We start from the raw sequence: 24462 nt of genomic DNA on the forward strand, positions 1-24462 counted from the left end.
ACTACCGCTTACTGTCGTGAAAGCGCGGGGATGCCGCGCTTGAGCAGTTCGGCATCGATGGCATCAGAAATACGGGCATCAAGGTAGATGGTCTTGGGTGTTCCATCGGCGAACTCGATGGTGTGCAGGCCATCTGTGCCGGGCGTTTGGAATGCTTTGATCAGCGATGGGATATCGGCAATATCCTGACCGTTGACTTTAGCGATGATGAAATTCCTAATGCTCTCGTAGCCGGTGGTCGCCGGTGTCGGAATGGTGGCGCTGAGGAAGACGATTTTATTTCGGCCCTTCTCGTAATCTTCCGGTGATGCCAGTGCGTCCAGAAGGTTGAGTGGAGCGGTGCTTTCCCAGTCTTTGCCAAAGGCACGGAGATAAGACGCGGAGAGCTCTTGGAAAATGAGGCCACCTTTGACGAGGTAGTTGGGTGCTTGGTCCAGTGTATGAGCTGGAATCAGGCGTTTGTCTGGGCGTGTGAGCACGGTGGTGAACTCTTTTTTCTCACCATCGCGCAGAACCGAGACTTTGAGAGAATCACCGACTTTGTGCCTGCCTCTGACCAAGTGGCTCCAGAACAGACGGCCGTAATTTTCATCGTCATAATAGCCACGACGCCCGATCTCGTTGCCTTCGACGCTTAACAGAACGTCACCTTTGAGAATGCCGGCTTTTTCAGCAGAACTACCCTTACGAACACGGGTGACATACAGTCCACCAACGTCTTCCGGTAGTTTGAGCCACAGACGGAAACTCGGATCCACAGTGCTGTTGATACCAATTCCTAATGAAGGAAAACCGTCGTAAGTACCGTCGGCGGCATCGGCGAGGAAGGCGGCGATGATTTCCGGCGTGATAATATCGATGATCTGGTCCTTGGAATCATAGCTGGAAAGCAGGCCTAACAACTTGTCATCCTTGATCACAGGTAGGGTGAAAGAACTGGTGGCACTCTGCATGGAGCCCTTGGCCTCGTAGGTGAGGAAGTAGTGTCCTCGCACAAAGCTGGAGACGATATCGACGCTCTGGATCGTCGCTTGGGTGACCAGCGGCATGCCGTTGTCTTCCAGTTGCCAGACGTCAACCTTATCACCGATTTGCGCGGCACCTCCTAACGGCAGGGGTTTGAGGCCTGCGAAAAAACCCTCGGGGTCACCGTTGTTAGGGGCAAGTAGCGCGAGGTTGCACTCGTAATCAATGGCCACGACCTTGGCGGGCAGTGTGCGGGTGCTGTCAGCACTTTCTAACTCGATGTAGGTGGTGTTCGCCGCCATCTCTGCGGTCGTCAGGACATGATTGTTTTCAAGCAGGATGCCAAGCGCACCACGCGAGGAAGGCGCTGATTTATCCCATGGCTGGGATGCGCTCCATGTTTGAATCGTTGAGTTCACCCGGACGAGTGAATTCTGAACCGCAGTAGAGGCTGCACTGAGCGAACTCCATGACAGTACGAGAGCGGTCAGTGATGAGAGGATAGAAATTGTTTTCATGAGAAAGTTAAATTGAGAGGGTTATTGTTCCAGACGATAGGCGGTGCCGATGCCGTAATTTCTCATCGTGCGCTCGCTGGCTTCCAGAGCCTTGCTTCCGGGGACAATGATCGGACGAGGGACGCCTTCACATTTGATGATAAAAAACTCGGGCATCTTCTCCGGATGCAGTAGCTGGTGAACTTGGTCAAGGGTGGTGATTTTCTCTCCGTTGATCGACTCAATGGCGGTGCCCACGTGGTTGCTGACATGGGTGTTGACCGGGTCACTTAGCACGCGTGTTAGAATCACAATATCTTTTCGCTCCTTGAAGATGGCTTCATCAATGTAATGCGCAAACAGACGGCGTACTCGTGTGTTGGTAAAGCTGTGAGCGGCGTAAAGGTTTCGGTCGAGAGGCTGAAATACCAAGCCGGCGAAGGTCGTGAAACGCGGGTTCACTCCGTATTGCACTGAATACATGCGTGCCGGTGGGAAAGGTTTCAGTGTCGCAGTTTTTTCCATGACCTGACCATTGCGGGTAATCTGCAGTTGGATGGTGTCGCCTGCGAACTTGCGCTCAACGATCTCGTTCATGTTGACCTTTTCACCATCGATGAGGATGTTACCGGCTCCATCGACAGTATTACCATTGATCGCTGTTAGGATGTCGTTGTTCTCAAGCACGCCATCGCAGGGGCCGTCGGGAGTCACTGCCGCCACAAGGACACCTGGCGAGTTCCCAGTTAAGCCGAACTTCTTGCGCATCGCTGGGTTGAACATAGGAAATTCTGAGATGCCGATGTCGACATAATGATCGTAATGCCCGTCTTTGATGTCGGTGAGGAATCGTTTCACGACAGGGGTGGGAATCATATATCCGGTGTTATCTGCTGAGCGCAGACCTTGGAAGGCAACACCTACGACGCGGCCGTTCTGAAGAACAGGGCCACCGGAGTTACCGGGATTGATCGCGGCATCGATCTGCACCACGAGGTGTTGATCGGAACGGCTGTGGCTGTAGGAACTGAAATCGATCCGTGAGACTACGCCGCGAGTCACCGAAATCCGATTGCCGCCCACAGGATAACCGATCACTCGGACCTGAGTTTCGAGTTTGGGCACGAGGCCGATTTCTAAATACTCGAGGCCTTTGAAAGGAGTGAAATCTTCCACCTCTAACAGTGCGAGATCGCAGTCGTGAGCAATGTGAAGAATCCGCGCTGGATGCTTCTGCGGCGACCCATGCACGGTGATCAGAAGTCGGCGAGCATTCGAAACCACGTGGGCATTGGTCAGGAACTTGTTAGGCCCAATGAGGAACCCTGTTCCGATGCCACCACTGAATCGACCGGCTTTCCAAGGTTCGCGGTAATCAGGCACTTGGGTAGCGGCTTCAATCCGCACGATGGAGCTATAGATGCCATTGGTGGGAGGTGTCGCTTTTGCCGGCTCTGGCAGGGGGGCGAGTGGGGTAGTCTGCTGTGCAAATAAATTACCTACGCTAAGTAGGGAGGCCAGCGAAAGGCCTATGACCAATGACGTTTTTCTCATGACTGGAAACTAGAATGATTTCACCGCATGGAAAGCGGGAAAACGCCGAAAACTCGGAATTTTCAACGAAAGGCCGACCGATGAAGCAAACAATGGGTTGGCATTTTGCATGCGCTATCGTTAGTCTGCCGCATGTCTTCGAAGCTGCCGGATGCCGCGCCCATTCCAGATCGACCACCTTTGCATTTGAAAGGAGGATACCTTTGCGTTGCTTCGCCAGTTTCTTTTGCGGAAGCATGTTTCGCAGTTCCCGCTGTGCGCGCTCTACGTCACTTTCGACCACAGTCTACGATGGCAGTGCTGTGTCCGGAGAGCCAAGCAGCGCTGTGGAAGTCGATGCCGGAACTGAATGATGTGATCGTTTATCCAGACAAAGCGTCGTCTCGGCAGATCGCCAAATTGCTGGCGGATCACGAATACCAATTTGAATCATCCATTTGCTGGGAAGCCAGCGAGGCAGCCACTGCATTTCACCGGATCAAGGTCCTGCAACGACTCGGGTATCCGGCTAAGAAGTTAGAAAAATGTCTCACCGACCCGGTGAATGTGGTGATTGAGCCAGGGCCGGTCGAACACCGTGTAAGGCACTATCTTCTCCTCGTTGAAAAACTTGGCGGTAATCCCTTTGTCAAAGAGTCCTTTCTAACGCCACCTCTCGAACCTCCGCCAACCAAGCCGTTGATCGCCTTGGCTCCGGCATCTCAATTTGGTGTGACCCACCAATGGCCGATCGAGAGATACAAGGATCTCGTCGACGCCATGGAAAATCAATATGGAGGCTCAGGCAGTATCGACTGGGTCATCCTCGACAGCGGAACCTCCAAAAATGTAGCTCCAGAAAATGCGGAGTTAGAAAATTTATTAGAAGGTCGTGCCAAAAATTATTCAGAGGAATGGGACACTGAAAAGGTGCTGTCCAGCCTGCCTTATTGCAGCGCTCTGGTATCGTGCGATAACGAGACTGCCCATCTGGCTGCCCACGTGGGGCTGCCAGCGGTAGTTATTTTCGGACCCAATGAACCTGAATGGAAGCGCCCACTTGGGAAGCAAAGCCGAGCCGTGCGTGAGCACGTTGCCTGTAGTCCATGCTACCTGCCCAAATGTCCTCTCGACATGCGCTGCCAGAATGAAGTCACGGTGGAAATGGTGTTAGATCAGCTTCAAGCAGCGCTAGCCGAGCGGCTGGCACAGTAGGAGCAGTTGGCAAATGCCGACATCTCACCAAGTCGTCCTGCCTTATTCGCTCTCTATCTGAATCCGTGGGAACACAGGTTTCGGTTTGCCGATTTCATGACCAGCAGGGATCAGACCCCAGTTGAGATCGCTGATTTTTTTGTCGGCTAGCTCAGGAAGTCGGAGCTGGTTCTGAATCTTGGCGCAAGCTTGGGGAGTGACGGGGGAGAGCAGCACAGCTATATGCGCGCAACTTTCCACCATGTGATAAAGCACGGCGGAGAGTCTTGGGCGTTGGCTTTCGTCCTTGGCAAGTTCCCAAGGTTTGTTGCGTTCTGCGAATCCGTTACAAAAACTGACGTGGCTATTCAACGCCTGCAACGCAGCTGCAGTGTCATAGTTTTCCATCGCAGCCTGATAAGCGATCTTCGCATCGTTCAGTGATTTGCGAAGTGCCTGACAGTCTTCATCATCGAAGTCACTGACTTCCATCAGCCCTCCGAGTGAGCGTTTGCTCATGTTGAGCGCACGGTTGCAGAGGTTCCCTAGATCGTTGGCTAGCTCGGTGTTGTAGAGCATGACCAGCCGGTCGGCATCAAAGTCTGAGTCTTTACCGGTGACGATATCGCGCACCAGATAGTAACGAAGCGTTTCAGGACCAAATTGATCGGCGAGAGCGTCAGGATCGACGACGTTTCCAATCGACTTGGACATTTTCTCACCGCGAATGTTCCACCAGCCGTGGCAGAGTAGGGCGGGCATCTGGTCGTCAGCGAAGCCCATGGCGTGAAGCATAGCAGGCCAATAAATCGCATGCGATGGCACCAGAATATCTTTACCGATAACATGCACATTGGCAGGCCATAGGTCTTCGAAGTTTGGCAGCTCACTACCTTCTTCTGCGAGGTATCCTGCGAAGGAGATGTAGTTGATCAGGGCGTCAAACCAAACATAGGTGACGTAATCGGTATCAAAAGGAAGCTCGATGCCCCAACGCAGACGAGATTTGGGACGAGAAATACAGAGGTCGTTATCTGCAGCACGTTCAATGGCATTCAGCACTTCACTGTGGCGGAAGTTAGGGATAACGAAATCCTTGTTAGATTCAACAAACGCACGCATCCACTCAACTTGATCGCTGAGTTTGAAATACCAGTTCTCCTCTTCGATTTCAGTTACCTCACCCCACTCGGCCCCAAACTTGCCGTCCTCGCCGCGTTCTTTGTCGGTGAGGAATTGTTCTTGGCGCACGGAGTAGAAGCCTTTGTAAGCCTTCTTGTAGAGCAGGCCTTCGTCGTGAAGTTTCTGCAGGATTTTTTGGACACATGCCTTATGGCGATCGTCCATGGTTTCCGCCCAACCATCGTAATTCACTTCGAGCTTTTCCCAGAGCTTGAGAAACTTCCGGGTGTTGCGCTGGGCGAAGGTGGCTGGATTGACACCTTCCTTTTCCGCTGTCTGCTGGACTTTCTGACCGTGTTGGTCGACACCTGTTAGGTAATAGGCATCCTCACCGTTCAGACGGCGGTATCTAGCGATGACATCAGCGAGGACTTTTTCATAGGCGTGGCCGATGTGCGGCGCGCCATTGGTGTAATCGATGGCGGTGGTAATATAGTACATGGGATGTGAGTGATCAGTTGAAGTTGATCAGAGCGATGGGGGGACGTCGGGCTTGGATAACCCGAAACGATTACCCGATCTCAGGAGCCTTGACCTCCGCTTTCTGATACTGGTGGTTGAGCCAGTTCAGGTAGGTTCTGAGCATGAGATCGATTTCGGCAGCCTGCATGGCATTGTCCACACGAAGTTTGTTTTCCTCGGTGTCCTCAAGCTCACGTTTTTCGACTAAGAAGAAGAGTGAGCGATCGTTCTCATTGATAGTTTCGGAAACCTCACCAGGATTCAGTCCTGCAGCGATGCTGTGGAGTTGTTGAGCACTTGGCTCGTCCTTGGGAGGGGCGGTGCTGTTGGAGAAAGGTCCCACTTGAACAGGAGTCAGGCCTTTTTCACGGACTGCAGCGTCAAAGTCTTTGCCGGACTTCATCAGCTCAAGAACAGCGGTGCGAGCTTCTTCAGCGGCTTTTTTCACCTTGTCCGTAGCATTCTGGGAGCTGAGCTGAGCGCGGGCTTTGTCCTTGGCGGCTTCGTAGTCGAGCAACACTGGCTCCACCACTTCCTCCAGCACAAACACTACCCAGCCGTGTTCACCGACCGGAAGAGGGGCGGAGACGCGGTTGTAAGCGTTGTCTGACATGGACATGGCGAAAATAACATCGGCCAGCGGGCGGTTCTGGTTAGAGGAACCGCGCAGAGTGAGTCCTTGCAGTTCTTCAGGCAGCTCTGAGCGTGAGAACAGCTCACTCTTGACGACTTTGAGATCTTTCTTCGCTGCGATGGCGTCGAAATCGAGAGGTTTCTTGTCGTTTTCGCTATCGATGATGCTGTCGTAGAGTTCTTGGATTTGACGAGTCAGAGCCTTGCCTGCTTGTGCGCGTTTTTCGCGTTTAGCGGTTTGCTCGGCTACCTTGGCCAGTGCTTTGGCCTTTTCTTCCTCCTCAGCCTTGGCTGGATCGGTCTCAGCTGCGGTGTCATCTTTTTCTTCCTCTTCGCTCTCATCAGCTTCTTCTGGAAGATTCAGGAGGAGATAGGAAATACGACGTTTTTCATCGGTCTTGTATGCGTCCTGATGGGCTTCCCAGTAGGTTTTGACTTCTTCCTCGGTTGGGTTTTCCGCTGCCAGGAATTTATCGCGGGTGAGAACAACCTTTGCGAGTGTGACGGTCTGCATCTGGGCTTCCAGTTGGTCCTGAGTTGCGCTTCTTGATGGAGTAAGTCCGCCACCTACGATGTTGATCAGCTTGTTGAGGCAGAGGTTTTCACGCATCACATCGCGGAGGTGTTTCTCAGTCATGCCGAGTTTGCCCAAGCGTTTCTCTGCAAAGAGGGAATAGGCTGCCTCGCTGTATTTGCCTTGATCGGAAAAGGTCGGGAGGGATTTGATGGCCTCACTGACTTCGTCTTCACTGGCGTATAGCCCCATCTCTTCGATGGAACGCTGCAGGATCATGCGATTCGCCACGAAGCGGTTCAGCTCCTGAGTGGTGAGATTGTTGCGCATCATCGTGAAATAGTTCATTCCGAAACGGCCCAGCTGGAGTGCCTGCTGCATTTGAGCGGCATCGGGAGCCATCAAAAAGTTGATGTAGTTGTGCATGCCAGTCTCGGAGCACAGCTGCAAAGTTTGCTCGCCCATGCGATTGTAGTTTTGCTGATCCAGGGAATCACCATAGACCTGAAGCACGGTAGGACCGCTGCCGCCGCCGGCACCACCGCCAGTGCCGATGTCGTTCATGGTGAATAGGAAGCCTGCGCCAAGCAGGACGAAAACGACGACCATCAGGCCGGTGTATTTGCGCATGTTTTCAATCATTGCAGAAAAGGATGTATTTTCAGGTTGTCCGGACCGCCGGACAGGCGCGGGAACTTAGGGGCAGAAAACCTGCGTAGCAATACTAAACAACGGGAAACCGCCTCAAATACGGGCAGTTCGCCATCTTTGCCCACGTGGCCGCCGTTAATCAAATAAAACGGCCTCGGGAGAGACAGGAATCTCCCGAGGCCGGCTATATTTTGTCTGGCAGGTGGCACGCGTGCCGACTTGTCTTGTTTGTCCGAAACAACAGCTATGAATCTGTCGTTCAGGATTACTATGAATTTACCCTGTGTGATCGAATTAAGGCATCGGGAGCCCCGCCTTTCTCCTCTCACACACCAGTTAGACAGAATTCTTCGATCGACGTTCAAATTTTTCAGAAAAAAATACCACTCTAGAGAATATAAGGGAATGCTTAGTATTTCAGGGCTATATTTAGGTCAGATCCTGATACAAAAGAGCCGCAGGAGTTGGAGGACTCCTGCGGCTTGAATTAATCAACTTCCGGTATTTGGGGTGGTGACACTGACATATCACGGTCTGAAAGCTGACAACTGCATTTTTTGTTCACCCGAAAGCCGCCAACAACAGCGTCTTTCATAAGGATAGACATCCAAGTTTTGTGAATGTTCGAAGTTTGTTGTCTTTTTTTTGAGAATAATGCTCAAAGCTGTGAAATCCTTTGTTTTTAGAGCCTTGCCGATAAAAATTCAGGTCATCGACAGGGAAACACTTGCTTAGAACGGCGGCCTTCGCTTCATTCCCCGCGATGAAAATTCTTGTTGTAGGCAAAGGAGGGCGTGAACACGCCCTGATCACCGCTTTAGTCGAATCCCCAACCGAGACTGAGTTGTTCTGTTTCCCAGGCAGTGATGCCATTGAACCACTCGCTAAAAGCGTGAAGGTAGAAGGGCTGCACGAACTGATCAATTGGATGAGCGAGAATGAAATCGACCTCTGCGTCGCCGGTGAGGAAAGCTATCTGGTGAAGGACGAGGGTTTGGCGAATTTATGTGAAAAAGCGGGCATCCCATGTTGGGGACCGCACAAGCAATCGGCCCAGCTCGAGGCCAGCAAGGAATTTGCCAAGGAGTTCATGCTGCGTCACAACATTCCTACAGGGGCGGCCACAGGCTGTGCTGATATCGATGAAGCCCGCGCAGCCATCAATGGCCAATATCCAACCGTGCTGAAGTTCGACGGACTGGCGGCTGGCAAGGGCGTCGCAGTTTGTGCCGATGAAGCGAGTGCTGAAGAGTTTTTGAACGAGGTTCTCGTTGAGAGAAAATTCGGAGCAGGCCGCTTGTTGGTTGAAGAATGTTTGGTCGGCCCCGAGGTTTCGATTTTCGCGGCAGTCTGCGATGACGAGTATTTGATTTTCACCCCAGCAAGGGATTACAAACGCATTGGTGACAATGATGAAGGCCCTAACACTGGCGGCATGGGCGCGGTAGCCAGTCGTCAACTCATCGATGCCGACACGCTCGCTGAAATCGAAAAGACCATCGTCAAACCCACCGTGGATGGATTGGTCAAAGACGACCTGCCTTACCGCGGTTATCTTTACTTCGGCCTGATGCTGACCAAGGACGGGCCGAAAATCATCGAGTATAACTGTCGTTTCGGCGATCCTGAGTGCCAGGCCGTCATGCCGCTGGTGCAGGGAGATATCGCAGCTTTCTGCCACGCGGCAGCAAAGGGCAACATGGAGCCTGATCTTCTCAGCTTTGATGAAGGCTGGAGTGTTTGCCTGATCCTAGCCAGTGCCGGGTATCCGGTCAGCTCACGTAGTGGCGATGTGATTTCCGGTCTGATGGATCTGAAAAATGCCCGGGTTTACCACGCAGGTACACGCTACAACTGCGATACCAACGAATGGGAAACCAACGGCGGCCGAGTGCTCGCCGTAGTCGCCAGTGGTGAAGACCGGCTAACAGCAGTCGACGCCGCCTATGCCGAACTGGAAAAAATCAGCTTCGATGGTGCCCAGAAGCGCACCGACATCGGCAGGATGCATTTCTGATGCTGCTTGGCCAAGTTGCAGATAAAAAAAATCCGGCCCGGTGTGAACCGTGCCGGATTATGAAAGCGGTGATCGCTGTGATGACTTAGCCTTTCTTGGCTTGCGCTGCGCTGTATGCCGTGGCGAACTTGTCGATCGCGGCGTGCAGCTTAGTGGCGTTTTCAGGATCCGCCGTTTGTTTGCACTTCATCGCCAACACGATGACATTGTGGCACAGTGCGAGTTTATCAAGGTAGGCTTCCTTGTCTGACTCCATCTCCTCGGTCTTCAGACGCTGGGCCAGAAAGTAGTCTAACATCGTCTGCTGGATCTTGGATGCGTGATCCTCCTTGTTCATCACCCAGCGGGTCAGCTGGTTGGCGTTCTTGCCTGGATCTTTTGAGAGATCCGCGATTTCCTTCATCGCCTTGGCGATTGTTTCCTGATGTGTGTGAAGGTCTTTCAGCACAGTATCATCCGTGTAAATGCCGCAGGGGATCTGGCAGTGGGCCGAGATGTTAGGCACGGCGGCAAATGAAAGGACGGCTGCAGTAGCAATGGTTAGATAAGTTTTCATAACGACCGTACACTAAGCACGGATGCTCGCGGCTGCACGTAAATTTTTTAGTGTATTCGAGCTAGGCTGATTGCGCAGAGCTAGGCCTTCACTATGAGGGTGCTAGAGATTTTTTCCAACGCTCCACCTCTGCCTTCACATTATCTACGCTCGGTGCGCCTGGGTTGGTTCGCGCAGCCAGAGCCGTTTGCAAATCGAAGACATCTTTGGCATCCGCGCCATAGTGCTCGGAGATGGTGGTGAGGTCGAGTTGGTCCAATGGGGTCTTGGATGTCACGCTTGCGGCCACGGCCAGACCTACTAACTCATGCGCCTGACGGAAGGGGACACCATTTTTTACCAAGTAGTCAGCGAGATCGGTCGCTAACAGAAGTGGATCAGATGCTGCGGCTTCACAGTTTTCGACATTGATCTCCATATCGGCGATCATCTCGGTGTTGACCGATAGGGCGAGTTTCAAGGTGTCAATGGAGTCGAACAGAGGTTCCTTGTCCTCTTGCAGATCACGGTTGTATGTCAGAGGGAGTCCCTTGGCTGCGGTTAGAAGCGCAACGAGGTTTCCGTAAAGTCTGCCAGTTTTACCACGAGTCAGTTCGCAGACGTCGGGATTCTTTTTCTGAGGCATCAGCGAGGAGCCAGTGGTGTGGGCATCTGATAGTGTCGCAAAGCCAAACTCGGAACTGCACCAGAGAATGAGATCTTCAGATAGACGAGAAAGATGGGTGCCGACCAGAGCCATGGCAAAAAGAAACTCAGCGATGTAGTCGCGGTCGGAAATCGCGTCCATCGAGTTGGTGGTGACGCGGTCGAAGCCAAGCTCGTCGGCGATCTGTTGGCGATCGAGGTTGATGGTGGATCCAGCAAGAGCGCCGGATCCTAGCGGGGAAACATTGACCCGTTTACGGCAGTCCGACAGGCGTTGTTTATCGCGGTCTAACATTTCCACATAGGCTAACAGATGATGCCCAACGGTCACAGGTTGGCCGCGCTGCAGGTGGGTGTAGCCGGGGATTACCGAAGCGGCATTCTTTTCTGCCTGAGAGAGAAGAGCCGACTGTAATTCGCTGAGCTGTCTGGTGAGCTGATCGATTTCCTCCCGACAATAGAGGCGAGTGTCGGTAGCGACTTGATCGTTGCGCGAGCGTGCGGTGTGAAGTTTCGCTCCAGCGGCACCAATTTTCTTGGTCAGCGCTGACTCGATGTTCATGTGGATGTCCTCAAGTTCGATCGAAAATTCAAAGTTACCACCCTCGATTTCAGCTTCGACTTCACGCAGGCCGTTTTCGATACTGGTGAATTCCTCATCTGTGAGTAGCCCGGCTTTCACCTGCGCGCGCGCGTGAGCGATCGATCCTGCGACATCGTGTTTGTACAAACGCCAATCGTAAGAGATCGACTCTCCGTATTGTTGAACTAGGTCAGCGGTAGCTTTAGCAAATCGTCCTTTCCACATGCGCGGAGTCTTACCCTTGATGGAGACTTTTGCAAACCACTGAATCTGCGGAAGACACGGAAAATTAACGGATCTCCAGAATCATCATTCCCGAGTCTTCCAAAATATCACCCGTTTCGCAGCCTAGCAGCTTCTGATAGAGCGGGGCTTCGGGGGAGAGGGTGGTCAGCTCGCCGAGTTCGTACTCGAATGAAATACCACCGGCGCAAGGTGTCAGCAGGTAATAGCTGATCTCGCCATCAAGCTCGGTCTCGACCAGAGCGCCGGGGCCGATTTCTGCATCGGAAGAAAATTCCTCCAGTTCGAGGTTCTCGAATACGTGCAGTGAGCGAGCGATGGTCTTGCTTTGCTCGGCTTGGGCACCGGCTAGGTAGGATGCCTCCAGCGCGCGGGTGTCGTATTTTCCCTCGGCTTTTCCTTCGTCACCAGTTGACGCGGCATTGGAGGCTTTCGCAGCCTCGGTCATGGTGAGAAGTTGTTGTTTCAGCCGAGCGGCAATGCGCTGGACAAGTTCCTGTTTCATGGAACTGGAAAAAGTAAAAACGTGGAGCGATCAGTGCAGATCCTCGGAGGTGACGGAGGTTTGCTCACGGCATCCGAGCCAGACCGCTTGGTCGACAACACGGGCTGCCTCAGGATCGAAACGATATCCGTGGCAGTTCGGGCAGATGATGGTGCCGGAGCCTACGATGGAATCGCAGCCCTCACAGACCTTGTAATTGCCAGGGTTGTTGGCAATTTCCTTGGCCTTATCCAATCTGGACTGGGTATGTGATGTGGAGGTCATCTTATGGGAAATGTTGTATCGGGAAGGAGGCTTGTCTAGGAAAAAGGGCGGACAAGTGTTTGAGCTATTCAGGAAATAAAGAATCCCGTTCAATTGCCGAATGTCGGAGATAAAAAAAGCGGCGCCGAATACCGGAGCCGCTTTAGAAAGTTTTTAATTGCTTGCGGCAATTAGCTCACAAGGTGCTTCTGAGTCTTGCTCTTTACGTTGGCAGCCTTGTTTTTGTGAATGATGTTGTTTTTCGCGCACTTGTCGACAGCGGAAGCAAACTCGGAGAATGTCTTCTGTGCTGTCTCTTTGTCGCCAGCTTCAGCAGCAGCGAGAGTCTTCTTGCGAAGAGTCTTCATGCGGGTGGAGAGGGACTTGTTGCGGGCGGCGCGAGTTTGGTTCTGACGCACGCGCTTGAGAGCTGATTTGGTGTTGGCCATGGTAGGACTGTTGGAAGAAGTTGATTAGAAGATCGTTGGATCGTGCTTCGGGGCGGTGAAACTACTCATTTGTGAGGATCTGTCAAGCTCGATGGAGAGGAAAATACGATGTTTTTGCACCGTCATGGCTAGGTAAGTCCGTTTTCCCTCTCTCGAGAGGAGAATCGAAGCTCTGCAAGCTGCTAATTTCCTGCGGCAGGAAGGTATTTGGCGTGGTTAGCGAAGTAATGCTTACCTGCATTGGTGCTGAGCAGAGGGCCTTTGATGACGTGCACTTGGGATCCCACGCCAAGCTCGCCGTAGAGGTCGATGATATCGCGGGACTTCATGCGGATGCAGCCGTAGCTGCGCGGGTGGCCGATGGTGTACTCCTCGGCGGTGCCGTGGATGTAAATGTAGCGGCTGAAGGCGTTACGGGTGCTGCCCTGCTTGCCACGGAGCCAAAGGATACGACTGACGATCGGATCTCGGCCAGGTGCGTTAGGAGGAAGGATTTCGCCGGTGCGGCGTCTGCTTTTAAACACGGCACCGGAAGGGGCTCCTTTGCCGATTTTCTTGGCGACTTCCATACGGCCGACTGGTGTGCAGTTGCTGCCGCGTCGATCTCCGAGACCGAATTTAGAAGTTGAAACCGGATAACTTTTGACTGGCTTGCCATTCTTGATTAGCAACATACGCTGATCCTTGACGCTGATGACAACGCCGTTGTCGGGGTTGCCATTGCCGCAGCTACTGAGTGTGAATGCCGCGGCCATCGCAGCTAGCATCGGTAATGCTATCTTGCTGATGCGGGAAAAGAAAGGAAGTTTGGCTCCAGAGTGAACGTCTTTTGCTAGAAGAGTTGAACCTGACATGCTTGGGAGTTTATCAAACTTCAAAATCTAACGCAAGTCCTTACTTTTTAGGTGTTTTGGCAGTGGCACGCGAGGCAAAAAGGCTCGGCAGCTGCTGAGAGAGGGAGCTCACAGAAGTGTAGAAGAAGCCAGCTGGGAAAGGTAACAGCAGCACGGCAGCCACGTAGTTAGCGTTCAAGACATTATCCACAACCACAACGGTGAAGAATAGGCCGAAGGCGAGTTCAACGAACGGGGTGAGGGATTTGATGGCTTTGTAGCGGCTCTTCTTGAATGCGGCTTTTTCCTGCTTCTCGCTACCGTTGATCCCGTGTTTGGGAGTGCGTACGAAGCTGGTTTCGTGATTGAAGATGGCTTCCATGACGGCTTTGGCATTGTTCACTGACATACCGATGCCGAGGGCAAGGAGCAGGGGCAGGTAAAGAATGTCTTTGAGCCAAGTAGTTGGTCGTAAGGCCTTCTGGCTCATGATGTAGAACATCGCTACGGAGACGGAGCCGAAGAAGAAGATCGGGAAATTGAGCAGGTGCTCGGAAATTCCATTTTCGGCCAGCCAGCTGAGTTCGGAGTGCTGCTTGGGGTAAATGAGGAAGCAGAGAAGGAACAACAGAAGGTAGGCAAAGTTGGAAGTCAGGTGTGCTGTGGCTTCCATCTTGCAGAACAGAGGAGCTTTGCTTTTCCAGATATCGAGAAGGATTTTTTTGCAAACTTGGATGGAACCTTTGGTCCAGCGATGCTGCTGGCTCTTGAAGCCTTCCATGTCAACTGGGAGCTCGGCAGGTGTCGTGACGTTGTTGAGGAAGATGAACTTCCAGCCCTTAAGCTGGGCACGGTAGCTGAGGTCCATGTCCTCGGTGAGGGTGTCGTGTTCCCAGCCGCCAGCATCAGCGATGCAGGACTTGCGCCAGATTCCGGCGGTGCCATTGAAGGTGAAGAAACGGCCGCTGCGGTTACGTGCGGTTTGCTCAAGCTCGAGGTGGCCATCAAGGAACATGGCCTGAACGCGGGTCAGAGCATTGAAGGTGCGGTTGATGTGCTCCCAGCGGGTCTGGATCATGCCGATTTTTTCATCGGTGAAGTAGTGAATCGTCTTTTTCAGAACATCCGGCTTAGGCACGAAGTCGGCGTCGAGAATGAAAAGGTATTCGCCCTTGGCAGTTTCGGTGCCGTTTTCCAAGGCTCCGGCTTTGTAACCTGTGCGATCGGTGCGGTGAACGTGTTCGGCGTCAAATCCGCGCTCGATGAGTTTGGCGACCTCAGCTTTGCAGATCTCGGTGGTCTCATCCGTGGAGTCGTCGAGTACTTGGATCTGAAGCTTGTCCTTCGGGTAATCCATCGCAGAAACGGAGTCCAAAAGGCGCTCCATCACGTGCATTTCGTTGAAACATGGGAGCTGAACGGTCACCAATGGCAGTTCTTCAAACTGGCGAAGAGGTTCTGGCTGCTTGCGAGAATGCTTCAAATAAAGCGTCAGGATCATCAGGCGGTGAAAACCATAGCCAGAGAGTCCGATGAGAACGAGGAAGTAAGAAGAATACCAAAGCCAGTCCATGATGTTAGTGTGGGGTAATTGATTGTGAGAGAGTTATTGGTCAGCGAGTGCCGTGGCTGATCCAGTGAGTTAAACTGTCTCAGTGCGGCGGCGTATTACTTGGGTTACTGGGCGTTGTCAAGGATCGATCGAGCCATGTTTTTGACCGGAAAGGTAGTGAATTTGCGATCTGACATATCGTTTGCCTGTAAAAAATCGGAGTATTTTTAGCCTCGATTCTAATGAAAGACAGTGGTTTCCAGTCACAAAAAAAGAGGCAGCACATGCAGTGCCACCTCTTGAAGAATGATGGTTGCTAGGTTTAGTAACCTGCACGGCGCTCTTTGCCGCGGCCAACTGCGTAGCCAGTACCACCGCCAACAGCAGCACCGATCAGGGCACCTTCAGCAGCGTGGCCGGACTGGTTACCGATGATTGCGCCACCGAGGGCACCGATTCCTGCACCGACTGCAGCGTCATTGTGAGCAGGGCGAACGCCAGGACCGCAGCTTGAAAGAGAAATAGCGGAAGCAGCAACGGCTGTAAGAGTAAGTATTTTTTTCATAATGATTATTTGTATCAGTTGTTTGGGGTGAAGTAGGACGAAGTAAAAAATGCCCTCATTCCTACTCACTCTATGGTAGAGACGGAATTCCTCAAGAAGTATTCAAGAAAAGTTGGGTATTATACGCCCTCACGTGGTGATTGCGCCACGGTCATCTGGCGGCTACATTCCGACGCATGGACTTCACTGAGATCGACCGAGAGGACTTCCGCAATTTGCTGGGGGAAATAGGCAATGCTTTCATGCCCTTCGGCCGATTTGGTCCAGAGAAATTTCCACCGCGCGGCCTCCCGATCATGGACCTGCCGCCGGAATACTTGCACTGGTTCAAAGAGCGAGGATTCCCGAAAGGCAGGCTCGGCGAGCTGATGGCATCAGTTTGTGAAATCAAGGATGTCGGCATGGACAGCATCTTCGATCCCATGCGCCAGGCACGAGGCGGCAGAGTCAGTGTTAGAAAACGGAAAAACAAGCGTGGCGACTCCGTGGACTTTGGTGAGTAAGGTTACTCACCAGTCAAACCATCTAGATAACCAACAATGGCACGACGGAGTTCCACGGCATCGAACCGACCATTGTGGCGCCAAATGACTTTACCTCCCGGGGTGATGATCACGGTGTGAGGCAGGGCGCCGTTCCATTTTGCATCGATGGCTTCGGCCAAGTGGTCGAGGTTGTCGCCTGTGTAGATGTAGTTGTTTGATTTGCGGCCTTCTTTTTTCACGGAACCTATGGTGCGACGAGAAAGTGCCGCTTGCTGGGAAGTGAGGAATTTTTCCACTTTGGCACGATCCTTCACAGGGTCCGAGCTGATGGTGATGACTTCGACAGGGCGATTCTGGAACCGACGGTAGGTCTCGATCAATTCAGGGAACTCGGCGATGCATGGGCCGCAGGTGGTGGACCAGAAGTTGATCACACGGAGTTTCTCGGTTTTGTTTGCTGCGAGAGATTTGGCCGTTTCTGTATCGAGATCTTCTAGTGTGACAGGCAGTGCCTTCCAGTTGGCGTTGTCCTCGGCCACTGCGTCTCGTTTCCATGACCACTTGGTGGAGCAGCCGAAGGGGCGAGTGGTCTCTGTTTTGACCGGCTGGCCTGCTAACATGGCGTCGAGAGCTTCTCTAACATAGGGAGTTCCTTTGTTGGCTCGGCTGCGTCGGGCGTCGTCGATGCGGCCTTGATAGCGGAGCTTTCTTTCGGCATCGAAAACAAACACGTGAGGAGTGGACACCGCGCCGTAGGCTTTGGTCGCTTTTTGGGTTAATCCATCGTACAAATAGGCAAATTTATAACCCTCTTCCTTGGCAACATTTTTCATATCTTCCAGAGAGTCTCCGTAAACGGAGTAGCCAAGTTCATCGAGTCGAAGTGCCTTGTCATCGTTGCCGGAGATGGCGACCACAGCCACGCCTTTGTCTTTGTAATCTTCATGGAGGGCGATCACTTTTCCTCGCGCTGCACGGGCGTCAGGGCAATGATTACAAGTGAAAACAAGCACCAGCGCCTTGGCTTCTGAGTAATCCTTGAGGGTGTAGTTTTTGCCATCCACACCGGGAAGCGAGAAGTCTGGCGCGTCCGCACCAATGGCGAGAGTCTTAACGGGTTCCGGCTTGGCGATCAGCGAAGCTGATGTAGCGATGGCCATCAAAGGATAAACAGCGGAGAGTAATCTGAGTCTCATAAGTGAAGTATGCTGTCCAATTTTAGGCTGGCAAGAAAAGATCGTGTCTCACGTAATGCAGTCATGTTCAAAACGAGCGCATTACTTTTCTTAACAGCATGCACCCTCAATACATCTGTATTGGGTGATACAGACCCAGATGTAAAACTGGCCGAGGGCTTCCAACTGGAAAAAATCTATCAAGTCCCGAAAAAAACTCAGGGGTCATGGGTGTCCATGACAGTGGATGACCAAGGCCGACTCATCACATCGGATCAATACGGCGGACTTTTCCGGATCACTTTGAAACCTCTGAAAGTGGAGCCTCTTAAGGTGAAAATGGGTGGCGCACACGGTCTATTATGGTTCAAAGGAGCGCTCTACGCATCGGTTTCCGAGAATGCCGTCGTGGAGGGCGGGGTATATAAAGTGACTGATAGCGATGGCGATGGTGAACTCGATCAAGTAGAGCTTTTCAAAGCGTTGCGTCGAGGTGGAGAGCACGGGCCGCATGGTCTGGTCGCGTCACCTGACGGAGAATGGATCTACGTGACAACTGGAAACCACAGCCCTCCGCCAGCTGACATCGATTACTACCATGGAGGTAAAAATTGGGCAGAAGACCATTTGTTGCCACGTCAACCGGATGCACGTGGACATGCACGCACCATGATGGCTCCCGGCGGTTGGGTGGCGCGTTTTACTCCCGATGGAAAACGGTGGGAGCTCGTCAGTCAAGGATACCGCAATGCCTTTGGCCTGGCTTTCAATGAACACGGCCACCTGTTCACGTATGATTCGGATATGGAGTGGGATTTTGGAACGCCATGGTATCGTCCTACACGCATCTGCGAAGTTACCAGCGGCAGTGAGTATGGATGGCGCAATGGCACTGGCAAGTGGCCGGAGTATTATCTCGATAGCAAACCACCGGTGTTAGACATCGGCCCTGGCTCACCGACTGGAGTAGTCTCTGGACTTGGCGCCAAATTCCCTGAGCGATACCAGCGGGCGATTTATGCTCTCGATTGGACATTTGCCACGATCTACGCGATCCATCTTCAACCCAAGGGGGCGAGTTATGTGGCGGAAAAAGAGGAGTTTCTAACAAGCACCGGCTTGCCTGTCACTGATGCTGTGATCGGCCACGATGGAGCCATGTATTTTCTGGCCGGAGGACGCAGAACGGAGTCAGCGCTGTATCGCGTTTCTTATACTGGAAATGATTCAGTGGCTCCGGTGAAACCGAGCAAGGCCCCAGCTGGATTTGCTCTCCGTGATCAACTCGTTGGGCAGAAAGACCTGGCTGTAATTTGGTCGGCACTCGGTCATGACGATCGGGCTGTTCGATACGCGGCTCGTGTCGCATTGGAACACCTGCCGATCTCTCAATGGCAGGAAAAAGTAACAGCGGAAAAAAATCCACGCACACTCTGTCAGGTCGCCGTAGCGGTCGCACACCAAGGAGAGAAGTCAGACGCTCATCGTATGTTGGAACAGCTTGCTGCCTTGGATTTTCCCAAGCTCAACACGGAAGGTAAGTTGGAGTTGCTTCGTGCCGAGGCCCTGTTGATTTCCAGACATGGCAAGGGAGATGCCGATTTGATAGCTCAGTTAGATGCACATTTCCCTGATGAGGATGAATCTGTGAACCGTGAACTCTGCCGGATTTTGAGCTATCTGCAATCACCAACGGTTGTGGCCAAGACTCTCAGCTTGATGGCCGAGGAGAAAAAGGAAACTCCTCCAGATTGGGCTGTGCTGGCTAGCCGGAATGCTCGCTACGGTAAGGATGTCATTGGAATGCTAAGCAATTTCCCGTCGGCGCAAAACATGCACTACGCCTACTGCCTACGGGTGGTGAAAGCTCCATGGACCGAGGAACAACGACGCCAGTATTTCACATGGTTCAGTCTCGCCGAACAGAAAAGCGGCGGCATGAGCTACAAGGGCTTCATCAAAAACATCCGCAAAGATGCGCTTACCAATGCCACAGAAGCAGAGCGGAAGAAGATCGCCGCCTGGAAGCTCGGAGTTGTTCATGACCCATTCAAAGACCTGCCACCCGTCAAGGGCCCTGGCAAAAATTGGAGTGTGGCCAATGTTGCTGGGATCAAAGACCTCGACAAAGCTGATTTGAAAAATGGCGAACGCATGTTCCGCGCCACTCTCTGTGCCGCATGTCATAGCGTCGGAGGACAGGGGGGCTCTGCTGGCCCGGACTTGAGCCACGCGGCTGGTCGATTCCAACTCAAGGATTTCGCCGAGGCGATTATCATGCCGGACAAAACGATTTCTGATCAATATGAGTTCAGCCTGATCACCAAGCGAGACGGAACATTTGTCACCGGCAAGGTGCTAGATGAAAAAGATGAGATTCTAATCATCGCAACCAATGCCTTTGATTTCTCCAAGACAATTGAGGTGGCCAGGACCGATATCAAATCCATCGTTCCCTCGCCAGTTTCCCCGATGCCTCCAGCATTGATCAATCGCCTCAATAAAGAGGAACTCCGAGACCTGATGGGCTATTTGATGAATTTGAAATAGCGAGGGGAGTGAAAACAGAAAACCCTCGCGGCCAGATAGCAGCGAGGGTTTGAGTGATTTTTTGAATAGTCGGCTTATTTGCGACGGCGAAGAGCCAATGCAATCCCGGCGAGCCCTAATAGAGCTGAGCTGGAAGGTTCAGGAACGATGGTAATGGAACCAGTGCCGGTATAGGTTCCTCCAAAGCCAAGGTTGGTCAGATCATCTGCGCCATAGGTTCCGGGGCCAACATTATTACCGGCAATAACCAGCGAACCGATTTAGGATGCTGAGTCCGCTAAATCGAGACTGCCGTCCACTATATCGAGGCTGGCGGAGCTATTGGTCCACGCATTGTTCAGAACCAGAGTGGAGCTACTTTCATTGAGCGTGATGCCTAGCAAACTATCAAGACTACCAGTGGCGCCTGCAACCAGGCGGCTGCGAGTATTTAGAACAAGGGCGCCTATACCCAGAGCATTGGCTGCATTGGCGTTGAGTGAGCCAACCCCTGAATCGATGGAGTTGATCGACCAGTCTCCAGAAAAACCAACATTATCACTCGTAATGTTGAGGTTCTGAATATCGCCAGCATCATTGCCACCGTTCGAGAGAAATTGAAGATCGCTCGAACCTGAAATCGGGCCATTCAAATTGATATTCATACTGAACTGCTCGCCTCCATCACCGATGCGGATTTGGCTATCAGCCATTACGTCCAAGCCGCTGTTGAGGTTCATCACGCGGGAATACTGATTGGACGATCTGAAATGTAGTTGGCCGCCATTAAGTCCCAAGTTATTGACTGTGATATTGGATATGTTGTCAGGATCGCCGCCCACCGGGTTACCTGTAAATCTGAGGAATCCGGAATTGATCGTGACACTGTCTCCAGCCAGACCGTAGGTGCCTCCACCTGCATGTTCCACATTGTTCTCAATGATATAGTCCTCACCGTTCACTGGCGCAGCACCGCCGGTCCATGTGGCTCCGTTCGTGTAGTTTCCGTTTGCTGTGGATGAGATAGCTCCTTGCGCAACTCCAGTTAGCATAACTCCTGTAAGCAGCAGGGCTGAATTAAGTGATATTTTCTTTGAGATTAAGGTCATTGGCTGATGCATGGCGTGGAGTGCATAGTAAATCAATAACTATACAGATCTCGGTAAATATAACGATGGATCGTGAAAAGAAACGATGCGAGAGGCTGATCTGTTCTTCAGTTCTCCATTGCCCTATCTTTATCCACTAGAAAGCCTCTCTGCCAAGAATTGGCAGAGAGGCTTTGGAGAGATGAATCTGAAAGGGCTACTTCATGCGATAATAGCCATCGCGGTTGTAGAGGAAATAGCAGTCTTTGGGGGTCAGTCGTGGAAGGTAGACACAGGGTTTGCCTTTTTCATCGACGGTTTCTTTGAGGCCGTTTGCCATCGCTGTGGGGGCGGGGGCTTTTTGTGCATCTGGATTTTTCAGCAGGGAAGTCTCGTGGATGCGATCTACAATGTGGTCGACCCACTTCAGTTTCTGAGCCTCGGTGCCGAACTCTGTCCAGTCGCCTGAGGTCGTCTTGGCATACATCTTCTGGATAAATTCTTCGGTGCTGATGCCCATTTTCTTAGCGATCGGGCCGGCGAGGCGTTTCCACCACTGCTGGGACTCCTCATAGAATTCCTTTTGCTGAGTCAGGTTCAAATTGGCGAACATGATGGTCGAGCTGATCTGGTGGTGCAGGATCACGGAGTTCGGGTAGGCGTATGATTTTTCTGCCAAGGTGCAGATGGAGGCTGCCATCGAGGCGGCGAACGACTTCACCACCACGTAGACCGGGGCATTGCTGCCTTCCATTGACTTAAGGATACGGTATCCGGCCATGACTGATCCTCCAGGGGAGGAGTCGATGACGATGAAGATCGGTTGCTTGGAATCCTTGTTGTTGAAATAATTGATCCGCGCAGTGATGTGATCAGCGGTGGCCATGGTGACGGGGCCGTTCATGGAGATGCGGCGATCAGAAATCACCAGAGTGCCGTCATCCTTGAGTGGATTTTCCAAGTAGACCGGCTTGGCGTTGGCGTATTCATCGCGTTTTTTCTGTGCTTCCAATGCTGCAATCTCGCCCTCAAGCTTGGTGGTTTTCATGCCCCATTCGGCTTGTAAGATTTTTAATTCATTTTGAGCGTGAGCAGCCTCTTGCTTGGAAAGCTCTGCGGCCTCAGAAAGTGCCTTTTGTTTGAGGTGAAACTCAGTGTCAGCTGCTTCGGTGGCTTTCTGTTTTTTCAGTTGGGCCAGTGCCAGCTCTTCGGCCAGGGCTTCTTTCTCCAGCTTGAGCCTGGCTACGCGAGCTCGGATCTCGGTGAGTTCTTTTTTGAGCTTTTCCGCCTGCAGGGCATTTTCCGCAACGAGTTTGGTCTGTTCGGTTTCAACCGCCTTGACGGCTGGTGGGGTGGGGGCTTTGGCAGTTTCTTGGGCAAAAGAGGTGCCACAGAGCGAGGCTAGGCAGGCAGTGGTGAGTATAGAATGTTTCATAGGAGCGGATTCAATGACCGAGGACGATACGTGCGCCGTTCCGGAAAACAATCAGGATTTTCCAAAATTCAGATTTGCATCCCAGTCCTCACGGGCTTGAGACAAACCGATCAAGCGCCTGTCGCTCAGCAAATATCCGTACAAGAAAAAAGCCGCAGAACGGGGGGGACCCTTTCTACGGCTTTTCCGAGATTACAACTTCAACACGCTGATAACGAAATCAAAGCTGACATCTGCAATTCACCCTTACATGAATAAGAACGACGCTTTCACGCTGCTCTCGTAATACATAGACCGCCCACTCTCGAAAACGTTCGAAGAAAAGTGAGAAAAAATGCCAAATAATGAGGGTTACATCATTACTCGCTAATGATGAGTGTTTTACATGGATGAAAAAGATCGGTCTGATCCTGCAGATCCGACCGATCTCCACAAAAACTGCCAAAAAATCTACAAAATAGCCCCAGGCTGGTAGCTGGCAGCGTCAGGGTGAGCGGATTCCAGCTCACCGACGGCGGCGGCGAAATGATCCACCTGGCTGCGAGCGGTTCCGGTATTTTCCCGTCCTTCTTGCAGCAGGGCATGCAGTTGCTCGTAGCTCAGCGGAATGCGGTCGTCGCCGGACAGTCGCTCCAGCAGATCGTTCTCGCGGATGCTGCCATCGCGCAGGTCGTTGACGGTGGCCACGGCGTGCTCCTTGATCACCTTGTGCGCGGTTTCGCGACCGACTCCGGCCTTCACCGCCTCCATCATGATGGTGGTGGTCATCAAGAAGGGGAGGTAGTGGTTGTTCTCCGCCTCGATGACCGCTGGATAAGCATCCATCTGGCCGAGCACGGTGAGGAAAGTTTCAAACAGTCCATCGAGGGCGAAAAAGGCATCAGGCAACATCAATCGACGCACCACCGAGCAGGAGACATCGCCCTCGTTCCACTGGTCGCCAGCCAGTCCGCCCGCCATAGTGACATGGCCTTTGAGGATGACGTGGAAACCGTTGACTCGCTCGCAGGAGCGGGAGTTCATCTTGTGCGGCATTGCGCTGGAGCCGGTCTGGCCTTTGGCAAATCCCTCACTGGCTGTCTCGTGACCCGCCATCAGTCGCAGGGTTCTGCACAGTGAGGATGGACCGGAAGCGATGTCCGCGAGAATGGAAACCGTACGCATGTCGAGCGAACGCGGGTAAACTTGGCCGACGTTGGTGTAAACCTCTGGAATCCCGAGGTGGGCGCAAACCTTGGCTTCTAACTGCAGAGCCTTGTCGGCATCGCCATCGAAGAGGGAAAGCTGATCCATCTGCGTTCCGACCGCGCCCTTGAGTCCACGCACCGGATAAGTTTCAATCAAATGGTTGAGCATACTCAGCGCTCCTAACAGTTCCTCACCGTTCATCGCGATCCGTTTGCCGAAGGTGGTCGGCTGGGCTGCCACGTTGTGGGTGCGTGCGGTGATCATCAAATCGCGCCACTGCTGCGAGCGCTTTTTCATCTGCGCGAGTGTCGCCACGGTTTTGTCGCGAATGACCAGAAGCGAACGATACACCTGAAGCTGCTCCACATTTTCCGTGAGGTCACGGGAGGTCATGCCTTTGTGAATGTGCTGATGTCCGGCGAGATCACAGAATTCCTCGATGCGAGCTTTCACATCGTGGCGGGTGATACGCTCGCGCTCCATGATCGAGGCGAGATTCACCTGATCCTTGACCTTTTCGTAGGCATCGATCGCCTCCTGCGGAATGTCCAGACCGAGATCCTTCTGAGCCTTCATCACCGCGATCCAGAACTCGCGTTCCAGCACGATGCGGCCTTCGGCAGACCAGATGGATGAGATGGCAGGGGAGGCGTAGCGTTCGGCGAGGACGTTGGGTATCATGGTTTATCAGGGGACAGGTGTCAGGAATCGGGTGTCAGGATGACGGGGCGAATCAATA

At 52.6% G+C, this 24462-nt stretch carries 20 protein-coding genes and 1 pseudogene; 4 read left to right on the forward strand and 17 right to left on the reverse strand.

Features of this window, described 5'->3' with window-relative positions:
- Positions 1-8: 8 nt before the first annotated feature.
- Entirely contained in the window at positions 9-1484 is a 1476-nt protein-coding gene (locus tag ACSPJT_RS19215) for a PDZ domain-containing protein (RefSeq protein ID WP_435894179.1), read from the reverse strand.
- A gap of 21 nt (positions 1485-1505) precedes the next feature.
- Positions 1506-3017, reverse strand: coding sequence for a trypsin-like peptidase domain-containing protein (locus ACSPJT_RS19220; protein ID WP_435894180.1), 1512 nt, complete (start codon positions 3015-3017; stop codon positions 1506-1508).
- Positions 3018-3149: 132 nt separating this feature from the next.
- On the opposite strand from ACSPJT_RS19220, the gene ACSPJT_RS19225 reads away from it, so the two are divergent.
- Positions 3150-4211, forward strand: coding sequence for a glycosyltransferase family 9 protein (locus tag ACSPJT_RS19225; protein WP_435894181.1), 1062 nt, complete (start codon positions 3150-3152; stop codon positions 4209-4211).
- Positions 4212-4253: 42 nt separating this feature from the next.
- Here the strand turns inward: ACSPJT_RS19225 and metG are convergent.
- Positions 4254-5816 (reverse strand): annotated as a pseudogene (gene metG / locus ACSPJT_RS19230) (methionine--tRNA ligase); the annotation flags it as partial.
- Between the two features lie 67 nt (positions 5817-5883).
- Positions 5884-7611: a SurA N-terminal domain-containing protein gene (locus ACSPJT_RS19235; protein WP_435894182.1), complete on the reverse strand. Its 1728-nt coding sequence runs from the start codon at positions 7609-7611 to the stop codon at positions 5884-5886.
- 784 nt (positions 7612-8395) lie between these two features.
- On the opposite strand from ACSPJT_RS19235, the gene purD reads away from it, so the two are divergent.
- A complete protein-coding gene (gene purD / locus ACSPJT_RS19240) occupies positions 8396-9649 on the forward strand; it encodes a phosphoribosylamine--glycine ligase (RefSeq protein WP_435894183.1) in 1254 nt (417 codons plus the stop codon).
- Positions 9650-9734: 85 nt separating this feature from the next.
- On the opposite strand, the gene ACSPJT_RS19245 is transcribed toward purD, so the two are convergent.
- The 8 genes from ACSPJT_RS19245 to ACSPJT_RS19280 form a co-directional block, all read right to left on the reverse strand.
- Positions 9735-10205 (reverse strand): superoxide dismutase [Ni], encoded by a 471-nt coding sequence (locus ACSPJT_RS19245; RefSeq protein WP_435894184.1) that lies wholly within the window; start codon positions 10203-10205, stop codon positions 9735-9737.
- 91 nt (positions 10206-10296) lie between these two features.
- Positions 10297-11658, reverse strand: coding sequence for an argininosuccinate lyase (gene argH / locus ACSPJT_RS19250; protein ID WP_435894185.1), 1362 nt, complete (start codon positions 11656-11658; stop codon positions 10297-10299).
- Between the two features lie 64 nt (positions 11659-11722).
- Entirely contained in the window at positions 11723-12181 is a 459-nt protein-coding gene (locus ACSPJT_RS19255; RefSeq protein ID WP_435894186.1) for a transcription elongation factor GreAB, read from the reverse strand.
- Positions 12182-12211: 30 nt separating this feature from the next.
- On the reverse strand, positions 12212-12445 hold the full coding sequence (locus tag ACSPJT_RS19260; RefSeq protein ID WP_435894187.1) for a hypothetical protein: 234 nt from the start codon (positions 12443-12445) through the stop codon (positions 12212-12214).
- Between the two features lie 170 nt (positions 12446-12615).
- Positions 12616-12873: a 30S ribosomal protein S20 gene (gene rpsT, locus ACSPJT_RS19265; RefSeq protein WP_435894188.1), complete on the reverse strand. Its 258-nt coding sequence runs from the start codon at positions 12871-12873 to the stop codon at positions 12616-12618.
- A gap of 182 nt (positions 12874-13055) precedes the next feature.
- Positions 13056-13727, reverse strand: a complete 672-nt coding sequence (locus ACSPJT_RS19270; RefSeq protein ID WP_435894189.1) for a L,D-transpeptidase family protein — start codon at positions 13725-13727, stop codon at positions 13056-13058.
- 40 nt (positions 13728-13767) lie between these two features.
- A complete protein-coding gene (locus tag ACSPJT_RS19275; protein ID WP_435894190.1) occupies positions 13768-15279 on the reverse strand; it encodes a cellulose synthase family protein in 1512 nt (503 codons plus the stop codon).
- A gap of 301 nt (positions 15280-15580) precedes the next feature.
- A complete protein-coding gene (locus ACSPJT_RS19280; RefSeq protein ID WP_435894191.1) occupies positions 15581-15823 on the reverse strand; it encodes a glycine zipper family protein in 243 nt (80 codons plus the stop codon).
- 176 nt (positions 15824-15999) lie between these two features.
- Between ACSPJT_RS19280 and ACSPJT_RS19285 the strand changes: the two genes are divergently transcribed.
- Complete coding sequence (locus ACSPJT_RS19285; protein ID WP_435894192.1) at positions 16000-16326, forward strand: putative quorum-sensing-regulated virulence factor; 327 nt, start codon at positions 16000-16002, stop codon at positions 16324-16326.
- Positions 16327-16328: 2 nt separating this feature from the next.
- Here the strand turns inward: ACSPJT_RS19285 and ACSPJT_RS19290 are convergent, their stop codons facing one another.
- The gene (locus tag ACSPJT_RS19290) at positions 16329-17504 is read right to left on the reverse strand and encodes a redoxin domain-containing protein (protein WP_435894193.1); all 1176 of its coding nucleotides are present in this window, start codon (positions 17502-17504) and stop codon (positions 16329-16331) included.
- A gap of 63 nt (positions 17505-17567) precedes the next feature.
- On the opposite strand from ACSPJT_RS19290, the gene ACSPJT_RS19295 reads away from it, so the two are divergent.
- Positions 17568-20033, forward strand: a complete 2466-nt coding sequence (locus tag ACSPJT_RS19295) for a c-type cytochrome (protein WP_435894194.1) — start codon at positions 17568-17570, stop codon at positions 20031-20033.
- Between the two features lie 74 nt (positions 20034-20107).
- Here the strand turns inward: ACSPJT_RS19295 and ACSPJT_RS19300 are convergent, their stop codons facing one another.
- The 4 genes from ACSPJT_RS19300 to purB form a co-directional block, all read right to left on the reverse strand.
- Positions 20108-20293, reverse strand: coding sequence for a PEP-CTERM sorting domain-containing protein (locus ACSPJT_RS19300; RefSeq protein WP_435896213.1), 186 nt, complete (start codon positions 20291-20293; stop codon positions 20108-20110).
- Positions 20294-21121, reverse strand: coding sequence for a hypothetical protein (locus ACSPJT_RS19305; RefSeq protein ID WP_435894195.1), 828 nt, complete (start codon positions 21119-21121; stop codon positions 20294-20296).
- Positions 21122-21317: 196 nt separating this feature from the next.
- Positions 21318-22535: an ATP-dependent Clp protease proteolytic subunit gene (locus tag ACSPJT_RS19310; RefSeq protein ID WP_435894196.1), complete on the reverse strand. Its 1218-nt coding sequence runs from the start codon at positions 22533-22535 to the stop codon at positions 21318-21320.
- Positions 22536-22985: 450 nt separating this feature from the next.
- Positions 22986-24404: an adenylosuccinate lyase gene (gene purB / locus ACSPJT_RS19315; RefSeq protein ID WP_435894197.1), complete on the reverse strand. Its 1419-nt coding sequence runs from the start codon at positions 24402-24404 to the stop codon at positions 22986-22988.
- Positions 24405-24462 lie beyond the last annotated feature (58 nt).

It is taken from the genome of Oceaniferula spumae (assembly GCF_042849255.1).
Taxonomy (GTDB): domain Bacteria; phylum Verrucomicrobiota; class Verrucomicrobiia; order Verrucomicrobiales; family Akkermansiaceae; genus Oceaniferula; species Oceaniferula spumae.